The sequence below is a fragment of the Vogesella sp. XCS3 genome, assembly GCF_020616155.1.
Classification (GTDB): domain Bacteria; phylum Pseudomonadota; class Gammaproteobacteria; order Burkholderiales; family Chromobacteriaceae; genus Vogesella.
This window is the reverse complement of the sequence record NZ_CP085530.1, coordinates 2,456,939-2,480,978: the sequence shown is the minus strand read 5'-3', so window position 1 is coordinate 2,480,978 and position 24,040 is coordinate 2,456,939. Positions and strand designations below refer to the sequence as shown.

Genomic DNA, 24,040 nt, shown 5'->3' with positions numbered 1-24,040 from the left:
GGTACGCCGCATATGCCCTCTGTACGCCAGCCTTGTCCGGGCTGGCGTTTTGCATGGGTAGCGCCATCGGGCTGTTTATCTTGCGTGCAACTTTTGCCGCAGGGGCCCTATCATAGCGGCATGACCTTGCGCCCCCGTCTTGTCGCCCTGGCGACCTCACTGGCTCTGATCTGGCCAGCCGCCCCCAGTACCGCCCATGACCTGCCCAATCTGGGTACGGTTGCCGAGTCTGCCTTGCCCCAGGCCGAAGAAAACCGTATCGGCCGCGATATCCTGCGTAGCCTGCGTGACGATGGCGACGTGATAGATGACGCTGAAGTCGGCGACTATCTGGCCGACCTGGGCGGAAATCTGGCAGCCACGGCACAGGCGCCTTTGCTGCGCTTCAGCTTTTTTACCGTGAACGATCGCAGTATCAACGCTTTTGCCCTGCCCGGCGGGGTGATCGGTGTACACAGTGGCCTGCTGATGGTGGCGCAGAGCGAAGGGGAGCTCGCTTCGGTATTGGCGCATGAAATTGCCCACGTAACCCAACGCCATCTGGCGCGCATGCAGGAGAACCAGGGCAAGAACCAGCTGTGGCTGTTGGCCGCCGTGCTGGCTGGTGCTTTGGCGGCCTCGCGCAGCAGTAATGGTGATGCCACGTTTGGCGCGCTGAACGCCGGTGTGGGCCTGTCTATCAGCCGCCAGCTGGCCTATAGCCGCGATTTCGAACGCGAAGCTGACCGGCTGGGCATGCAGTATCTGGCCGCGGCCGGTTTCGACCCGCGCGCCATGCCGGCGTTTTTCGAGCGACTGCAGCAGGAGCAGCGTCACAACGACAACAACGCGTTAGGCTTTTTGCGCACGCACCCGCTCACTGGCGAGCGCATTAGCGAGGGCCAGGGCCGCGCGCAAAGTTACCCGGTGAAGATGCGTGCCAACAGTACAGACTTTGTGCTGATGCGCGAAAAGCTGCGCATCGTGACGCTGGGTGCGCAGGATGCCTTGGCGTACTACCAGACGGCATTGGCCAGCGGCCGTTATCTGAACCGCGGCGCGGCACTGTACGGGCAGGCACGTGCCCTGCTGGCGCAGGGCCAGACTGCTGCAGCCCAGGCATTGCTGCCTGCGGTACGCCAACAGCTGGGTAGCCACCCGTCTGTCTTGTTGCTGGAAGGGGATATCCAGCGCGCTGCGGCCAACCTGCCGGCGGCCATCCAGACCTATCATCAAGCCTTGCAAACCTGGCCGGCCCGCCGTGCCTTGCGTCTGGCCGAGATCGACACCCTGTTGCAGGCCGGTCGCAGTAGCGACGCGCGTCAGGCCATAGACGCGGCGCTGCTGCGCTACGGTGACGACGCCCAGCTGTGGCGGCTGTCGGCACGCAGCTACGGCGAGGCCGACGCCTTGCGCTACCATGCCGCGCTGGGCAATGCGTTCTTTTTCGAACAAAAGTTCGATTCCGCACGCGTGCAGTACCAGCTGGCCAGCCGCGCACGCGGTGAAGACTTCTATTTGCGTTCATCGATTGAAGCGCGGCTGCGCGAGCTCGACACCCTGCTCAAAACCAGCCCTTGAGTGCACGGTGGAGCCGTCTTTGCCCTGCCATTTTGGCGCGGGGTGCGCTATACCGGGCAAAAGCTTGCCAGCTGCGCCGGGCGTAGTGTTGTGACAACATGACAATGGCACAGCGCAATCGCAAAAATACAACATGATGCGGCGCAATATCCCTGATTTTAAAGCTGGTTTTGAGTGAAAACCCCAATAGCCTATTCCGCCCGATCACAGGCAGGATTTACACTCTGCACCGTGTAAGAAAGTTTTCGTTTCCGCAAATTTTATTTGCGAAAATGTTCGCTTATAATCCGTGTTGACCTGAAGCGGCCTCTACCCGGGGCTGAAACGACATGCAGGGCGTCGCCACAAGATGCCCCTAACAATAATGTGAGGATGTGAGATGGCAGCAATCTACCCTGACGATATCGACCCGATTGAAACCCATGAGTGGACCGATGCGCTGGAGTCCGTACTGGACAGCGATGGCGCTGAACGCGCCCATTTCCTGCTGGAAAAAATGGTTGAGCGTACCCGTCGTCGCGGCGCCCACCTGCCATTCGAAGCCACTACGGCTTATCAGAACACCATCCCGGTAGGCAAAGAGCAAAAGTCGCCGGGCAACCACGAGATGGAGCACCGCATCCGCTCGATCAACCGCTGGAACGCCATGGCCCTGGTGCTGCGTGCCGGCAAGAAAGACCTGGAGCTGGGTGGCCACATCGCCTCCTTCCAGTCGTCTGCCACCCTGTACGACGTAGGTTTCAACCACTTCTGGCGCGCCCATAACGACGAGCAAGAAGGCGATCTGGTGTACTTCCAGGGCCATATTTCCCCGGGCGTGTACGCCCGTGCCTATCTGGAAGGCCGCCTGAACGAAGAGCAGCTGGACAGCTTCCGCCAGGAAGTGGACGGCGGTGGCCTGTCGTCCTACCCGCACCCGTGGCTGATGGAAGACTTCTGGCAGTTCCCTACCGTATCCATGGGTCTGGGCCCGTTGATGGCTATCTACCAGGCACGCTTCCTGAAGTACCTGGAAAGCCGCGGCCTGGCCAAGACCCCTGGCCGTAAAGTGTGGTGCTTCTGCGGCGACGGCGAGATGGACGAGCCGGAATCCCTGGGCGCGATCGCCCTGGCTGCCCGCGAAGGCCTGGACAACCTGGTATTCGTGATCAACTGCAACCTGCAGCGTCTGGACGGCCCGGTACGCGGTAACGGCAAGATCATCCAGGAACTGGAAGGCGACTTCCGCGGTTCCGGCTGGAACGTGCTGAAAGTGATCTGGGGCTCGCGCTGGGACCCGCTGCTGGCCATGGACACCAAAGGCCTGCTGAAAAAGCGCATGGACGAGTGCGTGGACGGCGACTACCAGACCTTCAAGTCCAAAGACGGCGCCTATGTTCGCGAGCACTTCTTCGGTAAATATCCGGAGCTGCGCGAGATGGTGGCCAATATGTCGGACGAGGAGATCTTCAACCTCAACCGCGGCGGCCACGACCCGCACAAGGTGTACGCGGCGTACCACGAAGCCACCCACAATGCCAACGGCCGCCCGACCGTGATCCTGGCCAAGACCATCAAAGGTTACGGCATGGGTTCCAGCGGCGAAGCGCAAAACGTGGCGCACCAGGCCAAGAAAATGGCGCTGGAAAACCTGCGCAAGTTCCGCGACCGCTTTGCCATTCCGGTGTCCGACGAAGACCTGGAAAAAGTACCGTACTACAAGCCTGCGGAAGACAGCCCGGAAATGCAGTACATGCGCGAGCGCCGTGCCGCGCTGGGTGGCTACCTGCCAGCCCGCAAACCGGTGAAAACCCCGCTGGCCGTACCTGGCCTGCACGTGTTCGACAGCCAGTTCAGCGATTCCGGCGAGCGCGAGTTTTCCACCACCATGGCGTTTGTGCGTCAGCTGGGCATCCTGCTGAAAGACAAGAACATCGGTAAACAGATCGTACCTATCGTGCCGGACGAGTCCCGCACCTTCGGTATGGAAGGCATGTTCCGCCAGTACGGCATCTGGTCCACCCAGGGCCAGAACTACGTACCGCAGGATGCCGACCAGCTGATGTTCTACAAGGAATCCAAAGACGGCCAGATGCTGCAGGAAGGCATCAACGAGCCGGGCGCGATGTCCTCGTGGATTGCGGCAGCCACCAGCTACGCCAACCACGGCATCCCGATGATTCCGTTCTACATCTACTACTCCATGTTCGGCTTCCAGCGCATTGGCGATCTGGCCTGGGCTGCGGGCGACATGCGCGCACGCGGCTTCATGCTGGGCGGCACCGCCGGCCGTACCACCCTGAACGGTGAAGGCCTGCAGCACGAAGACGGCCACAGCCACATCCAGGCCGGCCTGATCCCGAACTGCATCAGCTACGACCCGACCTTCGCCTACGAGCTGGCCGTGATCCTGCAGGATGGCCTGCGCCGCATGTATGTAGAACAGCAGGACGTGTTCTATTACATCACCCTGATGAACGAGAACTACACCCACCCGGCCATGCCGCAGGGCGCCGAAGACGGCATCCTGAAGGGGATGTACCTGTTCAAGGACGGCGGCGACGCCGAGGTGAAAGTGCAGCTGATGGGCTCCGGTACCATCCTGCGCGAAGTGATCGCCGCGGCCGACCTGCTGCGCAACGACTTCGGCATCGCGTCCGACATCTGGAGCGTGACCTCGTTCAACGAGCTGCGTCGCGACGGCATGGAAGCCGCCCGCCACAACCTGCTGAACCCGCTGGGCGAACAGCGCCTGTCCTACGTAGAACAGCAGCTGGCAGGCCGTACCGGCCCGGTAGTGGCTTCTACCGACTACATCCGCAACTACGCCGACCAGATCCGCGAATACGTACCAGGCCGCTACGTGGTACTGGGTACTGATGGTTATGGCCGCTCCGACAGCCGCGCCAAGCTGCGCGAGTTCTTCGAAGTGAACCGTTACTACGTGGTGGTAGCCGCCCTGTCGGCGCTGGCACGCGAAGGCAAGATCGACGCCGCCCGCGTACAGGAAGCCATCACCAAGTACGGCATCAACGTGAACAAGCTGCCGAGCTGGAAGGTATAAGCCGCCTGCGGCCAACCTTGGGGAAGGGCGCGCCGCACGGCGCGCCCTGCACAAGCCGAATAGTGGCAGCCGGCGTTTACCCGCCCGCTGCCCCACGATGTGGATAAAGCCATGAGCAATCTGATCGAACTGAAAGTGCCCGACATTGGTGGGCACAGCAATGTAGACGTGATCGAAGTATTCATCCAGCCGGGCCAGACCGTTGCCGTAGACGACAGCCTGATCACGCTGGAAACCGATAAAGCCACCATGGAAGTACCGGCCGAAACCGCCGGCGTGGTGAAAGAAGTGCGCGCCGTACTGGGTGGCAAGATCTCCGAAGGCGACGTGATCGCCATTATCGAAGTGGGCGCCAGCGCTGCAGCCCCGGCCCCGGCTGCTGCCGTAGCTGCCCCTGTTGCGGCTGCGCCGGCCCCGGTAGCCGCACCCGCTCCTGCTGCAGCCCCTGCCGCTGCAGCCAACGTTGGCCGCAGCGAGATCCGTATCCCGGATATCGGCGGCCACAGCGGCGTGGACGTGATCGAGGTATCGGTCAAAGTGGGTGACGAGATCAAGGTAGACGACAGCCTGATCACCCTGGAAACCGACAAAGCCACCATGGAAGTGCCGGCTACCGCCGCAGGCCGTGTGGTAGAAGTGAAAGTAAAAGTAGGCGACAAGGCCAGCGAAGGCGACCTGATCGTGGTGGTAGAAGGTGCCGGCGCTGCTGCTGCACCGGCTGCTGCCGCCCCGGCGCCTGCTGCCGCGCCAGCCGCCCCAGCCGCGCCAGCCGCCGTAGCCGCCCCGGCTGCTGCACCTGTGGTGGCTCCGGTAGCCGCTGCTGTGGCTGCTGCGTTCAACGAAGCCGGTTTTGCCAAGTCGCACGCCGGCCCGTCGGTACGCAAACTGGCGCGCGAGCTGGGCGTGGACCTGTCCAAGGTGAAGGGCTCCGGCCGCAAAGGCCGTATCGTCGAAGACGACGTGAAGGGCTTCGTGAAAGCCGTGCTGCAGAACCCGGCTGCGCTGGCACCGGCTGCTGCCGCACCGGCAGGCAGCGGCGTGGGTCTGGACCTGCTGCCGTGGCCGAAGGTGGACTTTGCCAAGTTCGGCCCGATCGAAACCAAGCCGCTGTCGCGCATCCAGAAGATTTCTGGCGCCAACCTCAGCCGCAACTGGGTGATGATCCCGCACGTTACATTCAATGACGAGTGCGACATCACCGAGCTGGAAGACTTCCGCAAGACCATCGGCAAAGAGTGGGAAAAGTCCGGCCTGAAGATCAGCCCGCTGGCCTTCATCATCAAGGCCGCCGCCGAAGCGCTGAAGGCTTTCCCTGCCTTCAACAGCTCGCTGGACGGCGACAACCTGGTGCTCAAGCAGTACTACCACATTGGCTTTGCCGCCGACACGCCGAACGGCCTGGTGGTACCGGTGATCAAGAACGTGGACCAGAAGGGCATCAAGCAGATCGCCAAGGAACTCACCGAGCTGTCCGCGCTGGCGCGCGACGGCAAGCTGAAGCCTACCGACATGCAGGGTGCCACCTTCACCATCTCGTCCTTGGGCGGCATTGGCGGCACCAGCTTCACCCCGATCGTGAATGCGCCGGAAGTGGCCATCCTGGGCGTGTGCAAGTCGCAGATCAAGCCGGTATGGAACGGTAAAGAGTTCGCACCGCGCCTGATGTGCCCGCTCTCGCTGTCCTTTGACCACCGCGTGATCGACGGCGCCGCTGCGGCCCGCTTCACCGTGTACCTGGGCAAGCTGCTGTCCGACGTACGTCGCCTGATCCTGTAATCATGCCTGGCGCAGGTTGGCCGCGTCCAACCTGCCCGCCATTGCGGATGGAAAACCATGAGCAATCTGATTGAACTGAAAGTGCCGGACATCGGCGGCCACAGCAATGTGGACGTGATCGAAGTGTTCGTGAAAGTAGGCGACACCGTTGCCAAAGACGATAGCCTGATCACGCTGGAAACCGACAAAGCCACCATGGAAGTCCCGGCCGAACAAGCCGGCGTGGTGAAAGAAGTGCGTACCGCTGTGGGCGGCAAGATCTCCGAAGGTGACGTGATCGTCATCATCGAAGCCGCTGGTGCTGCCGCTGCGGCCAACCCTGCACCTGTGGCCGCCCCGGCTGCGGCTGCGCCCGCCGCAGCCCCCGCCCCCGCGCCGGTCGCTGCCCCGGTAGCAGCCAGCCACGCTGGCGCCGCCGATATCGAGTGCGACGTGCTGGTCCTGGGCGCCGGCCCTGGCGGCTACTCTGCCGCCTTCCGCGCGGCCGACCTGGGCCTGAAAGTGGTCCTGGTCGAGCGTTACGCCACCCTGGGCGGCGTGTGCCTGAACGTAGGCTGCATCCCGTCCAAGGCGCTGCTGCACAACGCGGCGGTGATCGACGAGGTGAAACACCTGGCCGCCAACGGCATCAAGTTTGCCGCGCCGGAAATCGACATCGACATGCTGCGTGGCTACAAGGAAAAAGTCATCGGCAAACTTACCGGTGGCCTGGCTGGCATGGCCAAGGCGCGCAAGGTGCAAGTGGTGCGCGGTGTCGGCCAGTTCCTGGACCCGTACCACCTGCAGGTGGAAACCACCGAAGGCAGCGGTCAGGACAAGACCGGCGCCAAGCAGGTGATCAAGTTCAAGAACGCCATCATCGCCGCCGGTAGCCGCGTGGTGAACCTGCCGTTCATCCCGCAAGACCCGCGCATCGTGGATTCCACCGGCGCACTGGAGCTGAAAACCGTCCCCGGCAAGATGCTGGTGATCGGTGGCGGCATCATCGGCCTGGAAATGGGCACCGTGTACTCCACGCTGGGCGCGCGCCTGGACGTGGTGGAAATGATGGACGGCCTGATGCAAGGCCCGGACCGTGATCTGGTGAAGGTATGGGAAAAGTACAACGCCCATCGCTTCGACAACATCATGACCGGCACCAAAACCGTGGCGGTAGAAGCCAAGGAAGACGGCATCTACGTGACCTTTGAAGGCGCCAAAGCCCCGAAAGAGCCGCAGCGTTACGACCTGGTACTGGTTGCCGCCGGCCGTGCGCCGAACGGCAAGCTGATCGGCGCCGAAAACGCCGGTATCGCCGTGACCGACCGTGGCTTTATCGAAGTAGACAAGCAGCAGCGCACCAACGTGCCGCACATCTACGCCATCGGCGACATCGTTGGCCAGCCTATGCTGGCGCACAAGGCGGTGCACGAGGCGCACGTGGCAGCGGAAAACTGCGCCGGCCACAAAGCCTACTTCGACGCCCGCGTGATTCCGGGTGTGGCCTACACCGACCCGGAAGTAGCGTGGGTAGGCGTGACCGAAGAGAGCGCCAAGCGTGACGGCATCAAGATCGAAAAAGCGGTGTTCCCGTGGGCTGCCTCCGGCCGCGCCATCGCCAACGGTCGCGACGAGGGCTTCACCAAGCTGATTTTCGACGCCGAGACCCATCAGGTGATCGGCGGCGCCATCGTGGGTACCCACGCCGGCGACATGCTGGGCGAGATCTGCCTGGCCATCGAAATGGGCTGCGACGCCACCGACATCGGCAAAACCATCCATGCGCACCCGACCCTGGGCGAGAGCATCGGCATGGCCGCCGAAGTGGCACACGGCAGCTGCACCGACCTGCCGCCGCAACGCAAGAAGTAAACCCCGCGCCTGCGGCCAACCTTGGCCGCACGGCCAGGCAAAAAGGGCAAGCCCACGGGCTTGCCCTTTTTCATGCAGGCTGTTTGTGCTGTGGCTGTCTGTCAGGGCGTGTCGTCGCTAGTGCTTAACCCCAGTCTGCGCCACAGTTCCGGCCATTGTTCGGCCCAGCAGCAGCTGTGATCAGTACCGGGAATGACCATGATGGATTGCTGTCTGGCGGGTGCCCGTTGGGCGAAAGCCTGTGCAATTTGTATCGGCATCACCGCATCTTGCTGCCCCACCAGATGCCACTGTAGGGTGTTGTGTAGCGAGGCGGCGACGTCCCCCGGATTCAACGAGCTATCCAGCGGGCTGATACGGTGGTGTGCCACCCATTGTTGTGTTTCCAGGTTGCCAGCCACGGTTACCAACGCGGCAATATCGTACCGTCGGCTCGCCACTAGCGTGGCGATCGCCCCCCCGCCGGAGTACCCCACCAGTATCAAGCGTGTGGCGCCGTAACGTGCCTTGAGCTGGCTGATGGCCTGGTTGGTAGCATCGACGGTTTCGTTGGCAAAGCGGGTGTGGGTCCAGTATGGCATCTGGCACAGCGGGTCTGGCCTGGCCTGGTATTGGCATGGCCTTGCCAGGTAGGCGGCCTGGCCTTGTGGTTGGGCCAGTGCCAGCCGCAGGGCTAGCGGATTCAGCGGAGTAGGGTCGAACGAAGGTTGTCTGGCGGAGAGCCAGGCCAAGCCGTCACCTTCTATGTAGATGCTCAGTGTCTGATACGTTTGGCCAGGATGCGGCCCGAAGCCTTGCAGGGTAAAGGTGGTGCTGGGCAGGGTGATGGTTTGCCAGTCCTTGGCCTTGGCCAGTTGTTGCGCAGTGTTTGTGCGTACTGCCAGGTCTGGCAAGCTCTGACAGGCTGCCAGCATCGGCAGAAGCACGCAGGTCAACAGGTGTTTCAGCGCACGGCGAGCATTCATGGGCGGCAGGGTAAGCGGCAACGGCCACAGCGTAGAGGGCTGTGGCCGGTTTGCTAAGGTGTTTAGAAAGACCAGCGAGCTTTGAGCGATGCAGTCTGGTTCAGGAAGGCTTCACGGTGTTCAGCATCATAGCGCAGGGTGATTTCCGTCCCTTGGCTAGTTACGTGCGTGATACCCAGCCCGGCGCGCGCAGTCCACGGGTCCGGGTCCAGACCGTAGGTGGTAAAGGCCGCGCTACTGGCACCGGCAAAGCTGGCAGTAATGCTGGAGCGTTTGGCCAGGGTGTTGTACCCCACGCCCAGGTTGGCCGCTATGCTGGTGTGGTCATTAAGTTGATGGCTGAGTTTGCCATCAAAGCCTAGTACCAGCTCCTCTGTATCGCGGCTGTCCACATTGAGGTTCAGTAGACCGGCTCCGGCTTCTTTATATGCTTGATCCTTGATCCATGTATAGTCTGCGCGCAGCGATGGCGAGAGTGTGGTTTTTGCGTTTAGCTGATAGGCGCGCTCGATACTGGCTCCCAAGTGGCTGGTATAGCTGCGGAAGTCCGATTTTGCTGTCGTGTTGGTGAAGGCAATCGTGCGTTGTCCCTTGCTGTTGTTTTGCCCCACGTCAGCCTGGAAGTTCAGCTCGGTGTTTGTGCCCAAACTGTAGCTGCCATAGCCTACCAACTGGAACACCTCTACGTCGGCACTTTGTTTGGCAATAGACGAATTGCTGTCCACGTTGGCGTTGGCGTAGGCGGCTGCCACCCCCAGGCGCAGTCGGTCATTCAGGCTGCCATCCACCCCAAACGCCATGCCTGTGGTCGTGGATTTGAAGCCAGATACACCCTGCTGGTCATCCTGTTTGGCCCAGGAGCCAAAAGGTTTTACCCAGACATACTTATCGCCAAAGAATTGTTCGCCAGATGACAAGCCACGACTAGAGTCCAGACGAGACTGGATGACACGGTTAATGCCGGCCAAAGCATTGCCTGTAGCTGCCATCGAGCCGCCGGTGAGTAGCGGCAATACTTGTGATGCCGCGTTGGAGACTGCTTGGTCGCCAGACAGATTGGCATTAGTAAAGATGGCTAGCAGGTTGGAGTTGGCATCGATCACCGCGGCTGCACCAAAAGCCGGGTTGTTTTTGGTGTTGTTGCTGGCTACCAGTACACGCAAACCACTGCCGCCGCCGCCGCCGCCGCTGGCGATCTGACCCTGTTGTGCCAGGTAGGCAATCAGGTTTTTCACAAAGTCGCTGATGCCAGGGTAGTTCGGGTTATCCAGGTAGTTGGTTTGCAGAAAATTTACGTCCAGTACAGAAATTACGGTGCCGGTCGGTGCGTTGGCCAGCGTGCCTACCCCCCAAGCAACTGCGGCACAATCGGCAGTAATACAGGTGCCGGTACCTGCCGAGGGAAATAGCCCACTGGCAGGAAACTTCACACTGTTTGTCTGGTTGTTGATACGGAACGCGTCGTTCACAGTTGTCGCCGTAGTGCTAGTGGCTGTGATTGCACCAAGCGTACCGCCACCCAGACTAGCGATGAGCTCGACGATCGCTGCATTGCGTGTGGCACCAAAACCAGCGTTTTCCCCCATCAGAAATAGCGTACCGCCACTGTTCAGGTAGCTGGTGTAAGCCGCGCGTTGCTCGGTAGAGATCGGCTTGTTTGCTCCAAGGTCCCAAACCTGGCCGTAAGACGACAGGCCTGTTGGTGTATAGCTCGCGTAGTTGCTGCTGATATCTATAGTTGTCGGCGTATTACCCTGAGCAGTTTGTACCGAAGCAAGGCCCGTGGCTTCGTTACCGGCAGCGCGGTAATCGTAGATCAGCACATTGGCAGCCATAGCAGACAGGGGGAGTGCCAAGGAGCAGGCAAAGGCGATGGTCTTGAGTTTCATGCAGGATCTCCAGGAGTGGCTCGCGTGTTGTTACTCGCGTGTTGTTATATGTTTCAGCCTAGAAAATGAATCGATACATTTCAATAAAATGTATAAAAACATATGTTCTATTTAAACTGAAATCAAATTAACTTGTGCGATATCGCGCCACTTACCCATGTCGAAAGGTCTTGCCGACACGTGGCTTGGCGGGCTAGGGCCGCGTCGCACAACGGCTATCACGCCGCTTGGATTGATGCCAAATCGTGGCGGAGAGCGGGTATGAGCTGGATGACTGGTGCAGCAGGGTGCCAATCAGGGCCGGTCGGCGCGTCGGTTATGCAGTGGGTAAACGGTATGCCAGGGGAACCGCTAATACGCAGCGGGATGGGATGTAGCAGGGCAGCGTGCCAACCCGGTTGTTGACGTCTGGCAGCCCGCTATGGCGGATGGGGCACCGGCATGACGCGTAGACCGATGCCGTGAGTAAGTACGCGGTAGCACATGTTCTTGGCCGTAAAGCCAGACAAGGCAAGGTGGTATGAAAATGAACAGTGCTGATGCCTGGCGCCATCGATTAATCCCTATCGTCATTGCGCTCATGGTGCGCTAGACGACAGCGGCCAGTGTGGCCAGCTAGCGGGCTGCTTGCAGCCCGGTTTGTACCCAGCGCTGTATGTTGGCCGCATCCATCGCGCCGGCCTGGCGTTGTACTTCCTGGCCGTTCACAAAAAGGATCAGTGTGGGGATGCTGCGGATGTTGAAACGCTGCCCCAGCGTGGTTTCGCTCTGGGTGTCGATCTTGGCAAAGCGCAGCTGCGGCATGGCGGCGGCGGCCTGGGCGAAGGCCGGGCCCATCATCTGGCAGGGGCCGCACCATGGGGCCCAGAAGTCCACCACGACCGGAATGTCGTTGCGGCTGAGGTGGCGTTCGGCGTTATCCACCGTGAGCGTGAGCGGTTTGCCGTGCAGCAGCGGCTGGTGGCACTGGCCGCATTTGGGCTGGTCTTGCAGGCGCGCGGCGGGCAGGCGGTTGATGGCGTCGCAGTGAGGGCACACCAGGTGCTGGTGAGGGCTGGTAGTCATATGCGGGGTTCCGTGGGCTGTCTGGTTTGCATATCGGTGCGGGCCCGACAGTTTCAAGGGTGACAGAATGTTGGCCGCAGCTCTGCCAGTTTATTGGCATAATTGCTGGCTAACGCAGGGAGACACGCATGAAAAAATGGTTGGGCACGAGCTTGCTGTTGCTGGCCGCGGCGGTGCAGGCGGGGGAGGTGGCGGGGCATTACTACCTGAGCGGCGTGCGCGAGGTGGGTTCCGAGTTGCTGCTGCGCCCCGACGGCGCATTCCAGTGGATGATCAGCTACGGCTCGGTCGACCGCTTTGCCCAGGGGCGCTGGCAGCGCCAGGGCGACAAGGTGCAGCTGAAGGCCAGCGCGCCCGAGGCCGAGCCGGTATACCGCGTGTTCGATGAGGGCGAGTTGAACCTGCGCAAGCCCCCGGCAGATGGCCGCTGGGTGGCGATTGTGGGCATGCCGCGCGTGGGGCCGATGAGCGGGGTGGAGGTGCACTTTGTCGGCCAGAGCGGCCGCGAGCTGCGCGCGGTAACCGACCGCAATGGCGATGCACAAGTGACGGTGCCGGCCGGTGATAGCTGGGTGCGGGCAGGCCTGCGCCGTGCCGGTAGCCAGGCGGCACCGCAATGGCTGGCGGTACCTGAGGCGCGCAGTCGCGAGCGCATCGCCGCCTTTGCGGTAGATGACACCGCCTATGTGCTGCCGCAGGCATTTCGCGAGGCTACCCTGCGCGTAGAGGGCGAGGCCCTGCTGATGGAGCTGGAAGGGCAAGCGCTGCGTTATCAGCGTTAGCTAGCAATTGCCAGATCAGGGGCGGGCGGCTGGTAAAACACCGTTGTGCAAGGTTGGCCGCAACACCGTCTGCGCCAGCGGCGCCGTGCCCTGCGGCGGCCAACCTTTGCCAGATAGGGCGGCGCTGTTACGCACCCGCAGCAGGGGCGTGCCGTTGCTGCAGGTCCCAGCGGTTGCCGTATAAATCTTCGAACACCACCACCCAGCCGTAGTCCTCGTGGCGCGGGCTTTCGCAAAAGCGTACCCCGGCGGCCAGCATGCGCTGGTAGTCGGCGTGGAAGTCGTCACTTTCCAGAAACAGCCACACCCGCCCGCCAGCCTGGTGGCCGATAAAGCCGGCCTGCACCGGGTTGGCCGCACGTGCCAGCAGTAGTGCACAGCTGCCGCCGGGTGGCGCCACCACCACCCAGCGTTTATCGCCCTGGGGGGTGTCTTCCAGCAGGCTAAAGCCCAGTTTGCCGGTAAACCAGGCAATGGCTTCGTCGTAGTCGCGCACCACCAGGGCCACGCGTGAAAGCAGGGTAGACATAGGGCTCCTTTGCCATGGTCAGAGGGGTTTTGTTGCCAATAGCGAAGTTTATCGCTGAAAAGCCAATTGCCAATTATCGAAAATTGCCAGGATGGCAATATTACCGAGTGGCTGGTTTTGCATTAAGCGCTATCTGCTCTAACATGGAGCGTCCTGCTCACCCCCGTCTGTCATCATGCGCCGCGCCCTGCTATTGCTTGCCTTGCTGTCCCCGTCTGCCTGGTCCGCTCTGGATTACCAGGTAGAAATTGTTGCGCCTGACAGCCTGAAAACCCTGCTGCAAAACAACCTCGACCTGACGCAATTGCGCGAGGACGAGGCGCTGCGCGAAAGCGACCTGCAGGCCATGATTGCCAGCACTCCGGACGAAGTGAAAAAGCTGCTGGAAACCGAAGGCTATTTTGCGGCCAACGTTACCGTGCAGCGCGAGGGTAATACCGTACGGGTGCAGCTGGAGCCGGGCGAGCCGGTGATGGTTTACGACGTGAACGTCAGCCTGCAAGGGCCGGTACGGCAGGAAGAAGACTACGGGCGCTTCATCAGTACCGCGCTGGCCGAGTGGGTGCTGCCCATTGGTGGCCAGTTCCGCCAGGACGACTGGGATAGCAGCAAGAAAGGTGTACTGCGCCCGCTGCTGCTGGAACGCTTTCCACTGGCTAAGATTACCGAGGCTCGGGCGGATATCGACCCTGCCAAGCATAGCGCCGAGCTGAATGTAGTGGTGGATAGCGGCCCGCGCATTAGCTACGGCCCGCTGCAGATAGAAGGCGCGCAGCGCTACCCGGAACAGGTGATACGCGGGCAGGCCAACTTCCGCGAGGGTGGCCCGTACAAGCAGGCCGATATGCTGGACTACCAGGCCAGCCTGGAGCGCGACAGCCACTACACCAATGTGGTGGTGGCGCCGCTGTGGGAAGAACGCCAGGATGACCGGGTGCCTATCCAGGTCAAGGTGACCGAGATGCAAAGGCAAAAGCTGGATACCGGCCTGAACTACAGTACCGGCGACGGTGCCGGTATCCGCCTGGGATACGAGCACTACAACATCTTCAAGCGCGGCTACACCGGCTCGGTGGTGTACGACTGGAAAAAGTCGCGCCAGCAGCTGGACCTGGGCCTGGGCTTTCCGCGTACCGCTAGCGGCTACTCCCACGCCATCGGCCTGAAGCAGCGTCATACCGAAGCCGACAACACCGTGACCGACGCCAGCGAGGCGGGCGTTTTCCGTATCCGCCAGGTCGGCAATATCGAGTCGCGGCTGGGGCTGGAGTATCTGGTGGAAAAAGAAGCCCTGGCCCAGACGCGGACCCGCGACAACCGCGCCATCCTGGTGTCCTATGGCTGGACGCAGCGCGCCATCGACAACGCCCTGCGCCCTGGCCGCGGCTACCTGATCGAAGCGCAGGCGGCTACCACGGTAGGGAATGTGGCCAGCGATACCCGCTTTAGCCGCGGCTACCTGCGCCTGTCCAATTACTGGACGCCGGGTTTTCTGCCGCGCAGCACACTGGTTACCCGCGTGGAAGCCGGCCAGGTCTGGGCGCAAGACAGCACGGAAGTGCCGGTTTCGCGCCTGTTCAAGGCCGGTGGCGTCAACAGCGTGCGTGGCTACAACTACCAGAGCCTGGGCGTCTCCGATAGCACTGGTGCCATTACCGGCGGGCGCGTGCTGGCCACGGCCAGCGTGGAATACCAGTACGCTGTCACGCGTGACTGGCGGGCCGCGCTGTTTTACGACGCTGGTGATGCGGCCAACAGCTGGCAGGACGTGCGCGTGGCCAAGGGCTGGGGCGCCGGTGCGCGCTGGCTTACCCCCATTGCGCCACTGGCGTTTGATATTGCCCGCGGCGAGCGCGACCACCGCTGGCGCTGGAACCTGAACCTGGGATTGGCATTTTGAACCCGCAACACCCCACCCCCGATACGCCGCCAGAAGACACCATGCCGGCGCTGCCGCGCCGCCGCCTGCTGGGGCGCTTATTCTGGCTGCTTTGTTTGTTGCCGGTCTTGCTGCTGGGTGCCAGCGGCTGGTGGTTGACTGCCACCCCTAGCGGCTTTGCCACGCTGTGGCGCTGGGCCAGCCAGCTAAGCGCCGGCCAGCTACAGCTTGGCCGCGTGCAAGGCACGCTGTGGCAGGGCTTTACCCTGCAAGACCTGCGCTGGAAAACACCGGATAGCCAGCTTGGCATCAGCCGGCTGGCGCTGGACTGGCAGCCGCAGGCCTTGTGGCAGCGCCAGCTGCACATCCGCCAGCTGGCGCTAGGCACGGTCAGCTGGCAAAGCCGGCCCGACCCGCAGCCCAAACCGGCGCAGCCGCCGGCTGACCTGAGCCTGCCGCTGGCCATCCGCCTCGATAGCCTGAGTCTGGCGCAGCTGCAGCTGCCGGCACAAAAGCTGCAGCTGCAAAATCTGCAGGCCAGTTACCGCTACCAGGCAGCGCAGCACCAGCTGCAGCTCGCGCAGCTGGGCACCCAGTGGGGGGCGCTGGGCGGGCAGCTGGCACTGGGCGACGCCTCGCCCTTTGCCCTGCAAGGCAAAGTGCATTACCAGGGGCGGCTGGACGACGTGGCCACACAGGGCCAGCTGGGCATGAGCGGCAGCCTGCTGCTGCCGCAGCTGCAGGGCGAGATCAACGCCCGCGGCCTCTTGATTGCGCTGAACGGCAAACTGGCACCGTTTGACGTAACCCCGCTGCGCCGCCTGCGCCAGCTGGACTTGCGCGTGGGTGGCATCAACCCGCAAGCCTTCCAGCCCGCCTGGCCGCAGGCGGCATTGGCGCTGTCGGTACAGCTGAAGCCGCAAGACGCCGACACGGTTGCCGGTGGCCTTAGCCTGGTAAACAGCCAGCCGGGTGCCTTATCGGCCAAGCGCCTGCCGCTGTCTTTGCTGTGGGGCGATTTCCGTATTCATAAAGACACCTTGCAGCTGCCCGGCCTGACGGCGCAGCTGGCCGGTGGCCAGGTCACCCTGCGCGGCCAGGCCAGTGCCAGTGCGCTGGCGCTGCAGCTGGGCTTGTCCGGGCTGGATAGCCTGGCGGTGGATAGCAGCCTGCCGGCGCATAAGGTGTCCGGTACCGTGGCGGTGAGCGGCAGCCCGCAGCTGCCGGCACTGGCCCTGAAACTGGCCAGTGGCAAGCTGGCGGTGGAAAGCCGCGTGGCCCTGGCCGAGAAACCGCGCCGGGTAAAGCTGGACGACTTGCTGCTGCGCACCGGGCTGGGCCGTTTCCAGGGCAAGGGGCAATACCTGATCGACGACAAGGCGCTGGGGTTTGACGGCCGCTTTATCAGCTTCGACCCCGGCCTGCTGGATGCCCGCCTGCCACGTGGCAATATCAACGGCCAACTCTTGGCCAGCGCCCGCCTGGCCAGCCAGCCGCAGGGTGATGTATCGCTTAAATTTGCCCCCAGCCAGCTCGGTGGTGCCGCACTGGGTGGCCAGCTGGCGCTGAAATGGCAAACGCAGCGTATCAGCGCGGTCAACGCCGACCTGAGCTTGGGCCGCAACCGCCTGCAGGCGCAAGGCGCTTACGGCGTGGCGGGCGATACCCTCAAGCTGCAGTTGGCCGCACCCGACCTGAGCCCGCTGGGGCCCGCCTTCTCCGGCGAGCTTAACGCCCGGCTGGCGCTGGCCGGCACACCGGCGCGGCCGGATATCAGCGCGCAAGTGCAGGCTAGCCGCCTGGCCTTGCCCGGCGGGGTACAACTGGCCAGCCTGGACGCCGACGGCCGCAGTGGTACCGCCGAAGACAGCCCCTTCCGCCTGATGCTGCAAGGGCGCGGCCTGCAGGCCGGCGGCCAGCGCCTGGACGACATCACCCTGAACAGCAGCGGCGTACGCGCCGCGCACCAGCTGAGCTTGGCCTTGCGTGGCCAGCTGCAAGGCAAGCCGCAAACGCTGAGCCTGGCGCTGCAAGGCGGGCTGGATACCCACACCCTGCGCTGGCGCGGTACGCTGGCCAGCTTGCAGGCAGACGGTACCGTGCCGCTACGTTTGGCCGCCCCGGCCGCGCTACAGCTGGCACAAGACAGCGTGACGCTGGCGCCTAGCCGCTGGCAGGCGCTGGGCAGCAGCTGGCAGCTGGGCGATACCAGCTGGCAGCAGGCAGCTGGCTGGCGTAGCCAGGGGCAGGTTAATGCCCTGGCGCTTTCGGCGCTGGCGCCGTGGTGGACGCCCCCGCTGCAGCAAGACCTGGTGCTGGCCGGGCAATGGTCGCTGGCCGGCCAGCACGGCCTGCCGCAGGGCAAGATTGCGCTGCAGCGCCTCAGTGGCGACCTCATCCTGCCGGCGCAGGGCAGCCACCCGGCACAAAGCCTGGGGCTGAGCCGTGCCATGCTGCAGCTGGGGCTGGGGGAAAACGCCCCCTTCAGCCTGCAGCTGGATACCCGTTTTGGCCGTGTCGGCGGCGAAGGCAGCATCAATCTGCCGGCAGGCAGCACCAGCCTGGATGGTGCCAGCATCAATGGCCGCCTGAATGCCGCCGTGCCCGCGCTGGCGATATTGCAAAGCCGCATGCCGGCCGGTACCGAGCTGGATGGCAGCCTGGCGGCCAACCTCACGCTGGCAGGCCCCTTACTGGCGCCACAGCTGGGCGGTACGCTCGGCGGCCAGGGCTTGCGCTTTGTGGAGCGCAAGAACGGCATCCGGCTGGAAGAAGGCGTGCTGGCGGCGCGGCTGCAAAACCGCAGCCTGCTGATCGACCGCTTGCAGTTTGGCCGCGCCGCGGAGCTGTCGGCCAGCGGCGAGCTGGCGCTGGATGGCAATACCCCCATGGCCGCCGTCACCCTGAAGCTGAACCGCTTTGCCGTGCTGGACCGCCCCGGGCGGCGCCTGCTGGTGTCGGGTAGCAGCAAGATCAGCATCGAGCAGGGCCGGGCCATGGTGCGTGGCAACTTTACCGTAGACCACGGCCGCTTCGACCTGCCCAAGCTGGGCGGCCCGCAGCTGTCGTCCGATGTCTACGTGGTAGGGCGCACGGTAGACGAAGGCGGCAAGACCCTGCCCTTGGGGCTGGATCTCACGGTGACGCTGTCGGACGACGTGCGTTTTGCCGGTAATGGCCTGGACGCCTGGCTGGGCGGCGATATCCGCCTGCTGGCCGAGCCTGGCGGCCAACTGCAGGCGCGCGGGCAGATCCGCGTGGACAAGGGCCGTTTCAAGGCTTACGGCCAGGATCTGGACATCAACCGTGGCGTGGTGAGTTTTACCGGCGCGCTGGATAACCCGTCGCTGGATATCCGCGCCAAGCGGCGCATGTCGCAGGTCGGTGCCGGGGTGGAAATCACCGGTTCGGTGCTGACGCCCACGGTAAAACTGGTGGCCGACGAGGCCATGTCGGAAAAAGACAAGCTGTCCTGGCTGATCCTGAACCGTGCCGCCACCAGCGGCGAGCGCGACAGCGATATTGCCGGCGCCTCGGCCGGTGGCCTGCTGGCAGGGATGGTGAACGACAAGGTTGGCTTGTTCGACGATGTGGGCGTGCAGTCGCGCGCCGAAAGTACCAGCGCCACCGGCACGGTCAGCCCGGCCGAGCAGGTGGTGGTGCTGGGCAAGCAGCTGACGCGCGAGCTGTACGTGGGCTACGAGTACGGTCTGCGCAGCGCGGAGCAAGCCATCCGCCTGAATTATCAGCTGTCGCAGAAGCTGTCGCTGGTGGGGCGCCTGGGCTACGAGGTGTCGTCGGAGCTGCGCTATACGCTGCGCTTTGACTAGCCGCCGCTACCTTGCCGTGCCGGGCCGCAGTAGCCTGGCACGGCAGGGGCGGGTGCGTCAGGGCCGGGCGGTAGCCGCTACCAGCCCGGCGGCGCTATCCAGGGTCAACGGCCGGCCGGTCAGGTAGCCTTGCACGGCTTCGCAGCCCAGCCGCGCCAGTGCGGCCAACTCTTCCTCGGTTTCCACCCCTTCGGCCAGCGCTTCCATCTTCAGGCTCTTGGCCAGCGTGATGATGGCCAGCACGATGGCGGCGTTGTCGTGGCGGTTTTGCAGGTCGGTCACAAAGCAGCGGTCGATTTTTACCGTGTCGGGCGCAAAGTCTTTCAGATAGGCCAGGCTGGAATAGCCGGTGCCGAAATCATCCACCGCCAGCCGCACGCCCAGCGCTTTCAAGCCATCCAGTGCCGCTTTCACGTTGCCGGTGCGCTCCAGCAAGGCGCTTTCGGTGACTTCGATTTCCAGCTGCGCTGCCGCCAGGCCGGTGTCGCGCAGGATGCTGGCTACCAGCTCGGCAAAGCCCGGCTGCGCCAGCTGGCGCGGGGAGACATTCACCGCCATGGTCAGCGCGGTACCGTTGGCCGGGGCGGGCCAGCTGGCAGCCAGCTGGCAGGCCTGGCGCAGCACCCAGCTGCCGATTTCGACAATCAGGCCGGACTCTTCCGCCACCGGGATGAACTCGGCCGGCGAGGTGGCTACGCCGTCAGCATCGGTCCAGCGCAGTAGCGCCTCGAAGCCGGACAGGCGGCGGTCGGCTACCCAGAACTTGGGCTGCAGCATCAGGTGCAGCTCCTGGCGTGCCAGTGCGCCGCGCAGACGGTTTTCCAGCAGCAGGCGCTGGCGCACCTCGGCGGTCATGCGTTCGGTAAAGAAGCGGTAGTTGTTGCGGCCCTGTGCTTTGGCTTCGTACATGGCCATGTCGGCATTTTTCAGCAATAGCTGGGCGTCCTTGCCATCGTCCGGGCTGATGGATATGCCGATGCTGGCGGTAATCACCAGTTGGTGGCCATCCAGCACAAAGGGCTGGCGCAGGGTGTCCAGTACGCGCTCGGCGATCAGTGCGGCCTGGGCGTTGTCGGCCAGCTCGGGCAGGATCATCACGAACTCGTCGCCGCCGGTGCGGCCAACGGTGTCCATTTCGCGCACTACGGCGCGGGTGCGGCGTGCCACTTCTTGCAGCAAGGTGTCGCCGGTGGCGTGGCCCAGGGTGTCGTTGATGTTCTTGAAACGGTCCAGGTCCATGAACAGTACGGCCACCTTGTGGCGGCTGCGCTCGGCCACGCGCAGCGATTGCTGCAGGCGGTCCATCAGCAGCAGGCGGTTGGGCAGGTCGGTCAGGTAGTCGTACTCGGCCAGGTGCTGTACGCGCGCTTCGGCTTCCTTGCGCTCGCTGATGTCGGAGAACAGCGCGATATAGTTGGTGAGCGTGCCGTGGCTATCGCGCAGGGCGTTGATGCTGAGCCACTCGGGGTAGACTTCGCCGCTTTTGCGGCGGTTCCAGATCTCGCCTGCCCACTGGCCGCGCGCCGTCAGGTGGTTCCACAGGTCGTGGAAGAAGTCGGCGTCGTGCTTGCCCGAGCTGAGCAGGGCCGGGGTCTGGCCCAGGGCCTCGGCTTCGCTGTAGCCGGTGATGGCGGTAAAGGCCTGGTTCACCGCCACGATACGGCTGGCGGGGTCGGTAATCACGATGGCTTCGGTGCTGGCTTCAAATACCTTGGACGCCAGGCGCAGCTCGCGTTCCTGTTCGATGCGCGAGCCAATGTCACGGGCGGTGGCGCAGCGGTATTGCTCCCCCCGGTAGTCTACCGTGCTGAGTTTCACTTCCAGCATCACCGGCCCGTGGCAGCACATCAGCTGCAGCTCGGCGCTATCGCCATCGGGCAGGGTGCTGGCAAACAATTGCTGCAGGGTGTCCTGCTCGCAGCCGTCAAAACATTCGCGTGCGCGCTGGTTGCGGTAAGCCACCTGGCCTTGCGCATCGCACAGCACGATGATGTCGGCCGCACTGTCGCTCATGTAGCGGGTCAGCTCGATTTCGCGCGCGTTTTGCTCCAGCGCGTTTTGCCGGCTTTCAATTTGCTGGCGGTAGCCATCGGCCAGCTGGCGCATCCAGCGCGAGAAATACAGCGAGAACAGCACGGCCAGCAGCAAGGCAGCCACAAAGATACCCAGCGTGGCCAGTACGCGGGCCTGGGTTTGCTCGCCTAGGCGATGCTGCAGCTTGTCGTCCGTCCCTAGCAGCATGCTGCTGGGGGCGACGGCAATCACGCGCCAGCCCCAGGCGGCCATGCGGCCAACGTAGGCGGTGTATGGCACGCCTTGCAGGCTGAAATCGACGAAGCTGCCAAGTGGTGCATGCTGCAGGCGTTGCTGCAGGCGGGTTTCAAGCGTGGTCTTGCCAGGCAGAAAACCTTGCAGTTGCCGGCCTTGCTGGTCCAGCACGATAAAGCCGCCGCGCTGGCCGGTACGCATTTGCGCCAGCAGCGCCAGGCCCTGCGTTTGCAAGTCTTTGGCCACATTGTCTACGTATTCGCCACCACCGATCAGCCAGCCCAAGGGCTCGAAACGCCGTGCGTAGGCTACTTTTTCGGCCATGCGCTTTTCGCCGGGGCGGTACCAGCGGTAGCTGGCAAAGCCTGCCCCCGCTTCGTTCTGGGTGGCGGCGATCAGGCTGCGCATGATGTAGGTGCCGGCGTCGTCACGGTTATTCAGTAGCGATGTTCCTTCCAGTGCCGGCGTGGTAGGCAGTAGTACGCAGTCGCCCTGCAAGGTATCGATAAAGAAATAGCCGCGGCCATGAAAGTAGCGCAGCGGGCGCAGTGCCTCGACGATTTCACGCCGCGAGCGGCTGGTAGGCTGGCTGGAGTGCGCATGGGTCAGATACAGCGCGGTAGCCAGGGCGTGGGCCTGGTCAACTTGCTCGCGGATACGCTGGCGCAGCAAGGTATGTGTCTGCTTATCCAGCGTGTCCAGCGTGATGATGGCGTCGTCACCCCAGGTGCGCAGGAAGGTCTGCCCGTGCTGCAGCGCTTGCTGTTGCACGGCTTGGCGGTTGCTCTGGTAATCCTGCCATTGCTGGTAAAAAAAGTAGCTGGCCAGCAAGACCACCACGGTAATTACCAGGCTCAGCATACCCGCCAGTTGCAGGCGGGCGAGGCGGGTCTGGTCGGGCAAACGTGACACGGCAACACCTAGTACAGAGAGGGGGAGGGTGCATTATAGAAACGCAGGCAGGCCAGGTATTGATATTTGTCAGTGCGTGCGGCGTTATGCCACGGTTTGCGGTACAATCCGCGCCGGGAAGTTGGACAGACAGTCGCCGCGTGCTTGCACGGGGAGGAAAGTCCGGGCTCCGCAGGGCAGGATGCTGGCTAACGGCCAGGCGCCGCGAGGCGACGGAAAGTGGAACAGAGAGCTGAACCGCCGATGGCCGCAGTAACCGCAAGGGTGCTGTAGCACAGGCAAGGGTGAAAAGGTGCGGTAAGAGCGCACCGCGGACGCAGTAATGCGCACGGCAGGCTAAACCCCATCCGGAGCAAGACCAAATAGGGGTACATTGGCGTGGCCCGCGCTGTACCCGGGTAGGTTGCTTGAGCTTGTCGGTAACGGCAAGACTAGAGGAATGACTGTCCAACGACAAAACCCGGCTTATCGGCCAACTTCCCGCCCCCCATTCCTGTCGCCCGCCACATGCTGGTGCGGCTCCGCCCTTTGCACCGCGAACGGGCATTTCTTTCTGCTATTGTCATTGCTCAAAAAATAGGCAAAAAGCTTTTTACCCGCCGCGTAAAAGGCAGTACAATGGCGACCCTTTTCACCCCATGTCCTTCTTTTTGCGATGCAAATCGGCCCTTACGTTCTGAAAAACCGTCTGATCGTCGCCCCCATGGCGGGCGTGACAGACCGGCCGTTCCGCATGCTGTGCAAAAAGCTGGGCGCGGGCATGGCGGTATCGGAAATGATTACCGCCAACAAGGCACTGTGGACCACGCCCAAGACGCTGCGCCGCGCCAACCACGAAGGCGAAGTCGAGCCCATCGTGGTGCAGATTGCCGGTGGTGATGCGCAGATGCTGGCCGACGCCGCCCGCCTGAACGTGGAACACGGCGCGCAGATCATCGACATCAATATGGGCTGCCCCGCCAAGAAGGTGTGCAATGTTGCCGCCGGTAGCGCCTTGCTGCGTGATCTGGACAACGTTGGCCGCATTCTGGAAGCGGTGGTGAAGGCGGTGGACGTGCCGGTCACGCTGAAAACGCGTACCGGCTGGAGCCAGGACGTGAAAACCGCGCTGCAGGTAGCGCGCATGGCCGAGGATGCCGGCATCGCCGCCCTGGCCCTGCACGGGCGCACGCGCGAAGACATGTACCGCGGCGCGGCCGAGTACGACACCATCGCCGCGGTAAAACAGGCCGTGCGCATGCCGCTGATCGCCAACGGCGACATCGACAGCCCGCAGAAGGCCAAATACGTGCTGGATTACACCGGTGCCGACGCCATCATGATCGGCCGTGCGGCACAGGGGCGTCCGTGGATCTTTCGCGAGATCCAGCATTATCTGGATACCGGCGAGCTGTTGCCGCCGCCGCGTATCGCCGAGATCAGCGCCATCATGCAAGCGCACCTGGCCGAGCTGTACGATTTTTACGGGGAGTACAGCGGCAGCCGTATCGCGCGCAAGCATATTGCCTGGTACACCAAGGGGCTGCGCGGCAGTAACGAATTCCGCCAGGCGATGTACCAGCTGGAAACCACGGCCGAGCAGCAGCAAGCCGTAGCGCATTATTTTGATAGCCTGGCCCGGCATTCGGACCGGCTGCAATACGTAGCAGACAGCAGCACCAGCGCCGAAGCCGACGCGCTGGCATAACCAC

General features: G+C 63.1%; 13 protein-coding genes and 1 other RNA gene. 9 read left to right on the top strand and 5 right to left on the bottom strand.

The features are described from left to right. The first annotated feature begins 120 nt into the window (after window positions 1-120). From LCH97_RS11840 to lpdA, 4 genes are all read left to right on the top strand, one after another. A complete protein-coding gene (locus LCH97_RS11840) occupies window positions 121-1,560 on the top strand; it encodes a M48 family metallopeptidase (protein WP_227301867.1) in 1,440 nt (479 codons plus the stop codon). 379 nt (window positions 1,561-1,939) lie between these two features. After that, complete coding sequence (gene aceE, locus LCH97_RS11835) at window positions 1,940-4,603, top strand: pyruvate dehydrogenase (acetyl-transferring), homodimeric type (protein WP_227301866.1); 2,664 nt, start codon at window positions 1,940-1,942, stop codon at window positions 4,601-4,603. 111 nt (window positions 4,604-4,714) lie between these two features. Next, a complete protein-coding gene (gene aceF / locus LCH97_RS11830; protein WP_227301865.1) occupies window positions 4,715-6,379 on the top strand; it encodes a dihydrolipoyllysine-residue acetyltransferase in 1,665 nt (554 codons plus the stop codon). Window positions 6,380-6,436: 57 nt separating this feature from the next. Continuing rightward, window positions 6,437-8,230, top strand: coding sequence for a dihydrolipoyl dehydrogenase (gene lpdA, locus LCH97_RS11825; RefSeq protein ID WP_227301864.1), 1,794 nt, complete (start codon window positions 6,437-6,439; stop codon window positions 8,228-8,230). Between the two features lie 101 nt (window positions 8,231-8,331). Here lpdA and LCH97_RS11820 read toward each other — a convergent pair whose 3' ends face one another. From LCH97_RS11820 to trxC, 3 genes are all read right to left on the bottom strand, one after another. Then, window positions 8,332-9,195 (bottom strand): alpha/beta hydrolase, encoded by an 864-nt coding sequence (locus LCH97_RS11820; protein WP_227301863.1) that lies wholly within the window; start codon window positions 9,193-9,195, stop codon window positions 8,332-8,334. 62 nt (window positions 9,196-9,257) lie between these two features. Then, window positions 9,258-11,084, bottom strand: coding sequence for an autotransporter domain-containing protein (locus LCH97_RS11815; RefSeq protein ID WP_227301862.1), 1,827 nt, complete (start codon window positions 11,082-11,084; stop codon window positions 9,258-9,260). 615 nt (window positions 11,085-11,699) lie between these two features. Continuing rightward, a complete protein-coding gene (gene trxC / locus LCH97_RS11810; protein ID WP_227301861.1) occupies window positions 11,700-12,149 on the bottom strand; it encodes a thioredoxin TrxC in 450 nt (149 codons plus the stop codon). 128 nt (window positions 12,150-12,277) lie between these two features. On the opposite strand from trxC, the gene LCH97_RS11805 reads away from it, so the two are divergent. Continuing rightward, complete coding sequence (locus LCH97_RS11805; RefSeq protein WP_227301860.1) at window positions 12,278-12,931, top strand: hypothetical protein; 654 nt, start codon at window positions 12,278-12,280, stop codon at window positions 12,929-12,931. 127 nt (window positions 12,932-13,058) lie between these two features. Here LCH97_RS11805 and LCH97_RS11800 read toward each other — a convergent pair whose 3' ends face one another. Next, window positions 13,059-13,460: a VOC family protein gene (locus tag LCH97_RS11800; protein ID WP_227301859.1), complete on the bottom strand. Its 402-nt coding sequence runs from the start codon at window positions 13,458-13,460 to the stop codon at window positions 13,059-13,061. Window positions 13,461-13,635: 175 nt separating this feature from the next. Between LCH97_RS11800 and LCH97_RS11795 the strand changes: the two genes are divergently transcribed. Together LCH97_RS11795 and LCH97_RS11790 are read left to right on the top strand one after the other, a co-directional pair. Next, window positions 13,636-15,360 carry an autotransporter assembly complex family protein gene (locus LCH97_RS11795; RefSeq protein WP_227301858.1) on the top strand — a complete coding sequence of 575 codons (1,725 nt, stop codon included), beginning with the start codon at window positions 13,636-13,638 and terminating at the stop codon, window positions 15,358-15,360. Next, window positions 15,357-19,169, top strand: a complete 3,813-nt coding sequence (locus LCH97_RS11790; protein ID WP_227301857.1) for a translocation/assembly module TamB domain-containing protein — start codon at window positions 15,357-15,359, stop codon at window positions 19,167-19,169. Before LCH97_RS11795 ends, LCH97_RS11790 begins: the two co-directional genes overlap by 4 nt. A gap of 57 nt (window positions 19,170-19,226) precedes the next feature. Here LCH97_RS11790 and LCH97_RS11785 read toward each other — a convergent pair whose 3' ends face one another. Next, window positions 19,227-22,349 carry an EAL domain-containing protein gene (locus LCH97_RS11785; RefSeq protein WP_227301856.1) on the bottom strand — a complete coding sequence of 1,041 codons (3,123 nt, stop codon included), beginning with the start codon at window positions 22,347-22,349 and terminating at the stop codon, window positions 19,227-19,229. A gap of 117 nt (window positions 22,350-22,466) precedes the next feature. Here LCH97_RS11785 and rnpB point away from each other — a divergent pair. Further along, window positions 22,467-22,833, top strand: an RNA gene (rnpB, locus tag LCH97_RS11780) — RNase P RNA component class A. 171 nt (window positions 22,834-23,004) lie between these two features. Beyond that, window positions 23,005-24,036 carry a tRNA dihydrouridine synthase DusB gene (dusB, locus tag LCH97_RS11775; RefSeq protein WP_227301855.1) on the top strand — a complete coding sequence of 344 codons (1,032 nt, stop codon included), beginning with the start codon at window positions 23,005-23,007 and terminating at the stop codon, window positions 24,034-24,036. The last annotated feature ends 4 nt before the right edge of the window (window positions 24,037-24,040 follow it).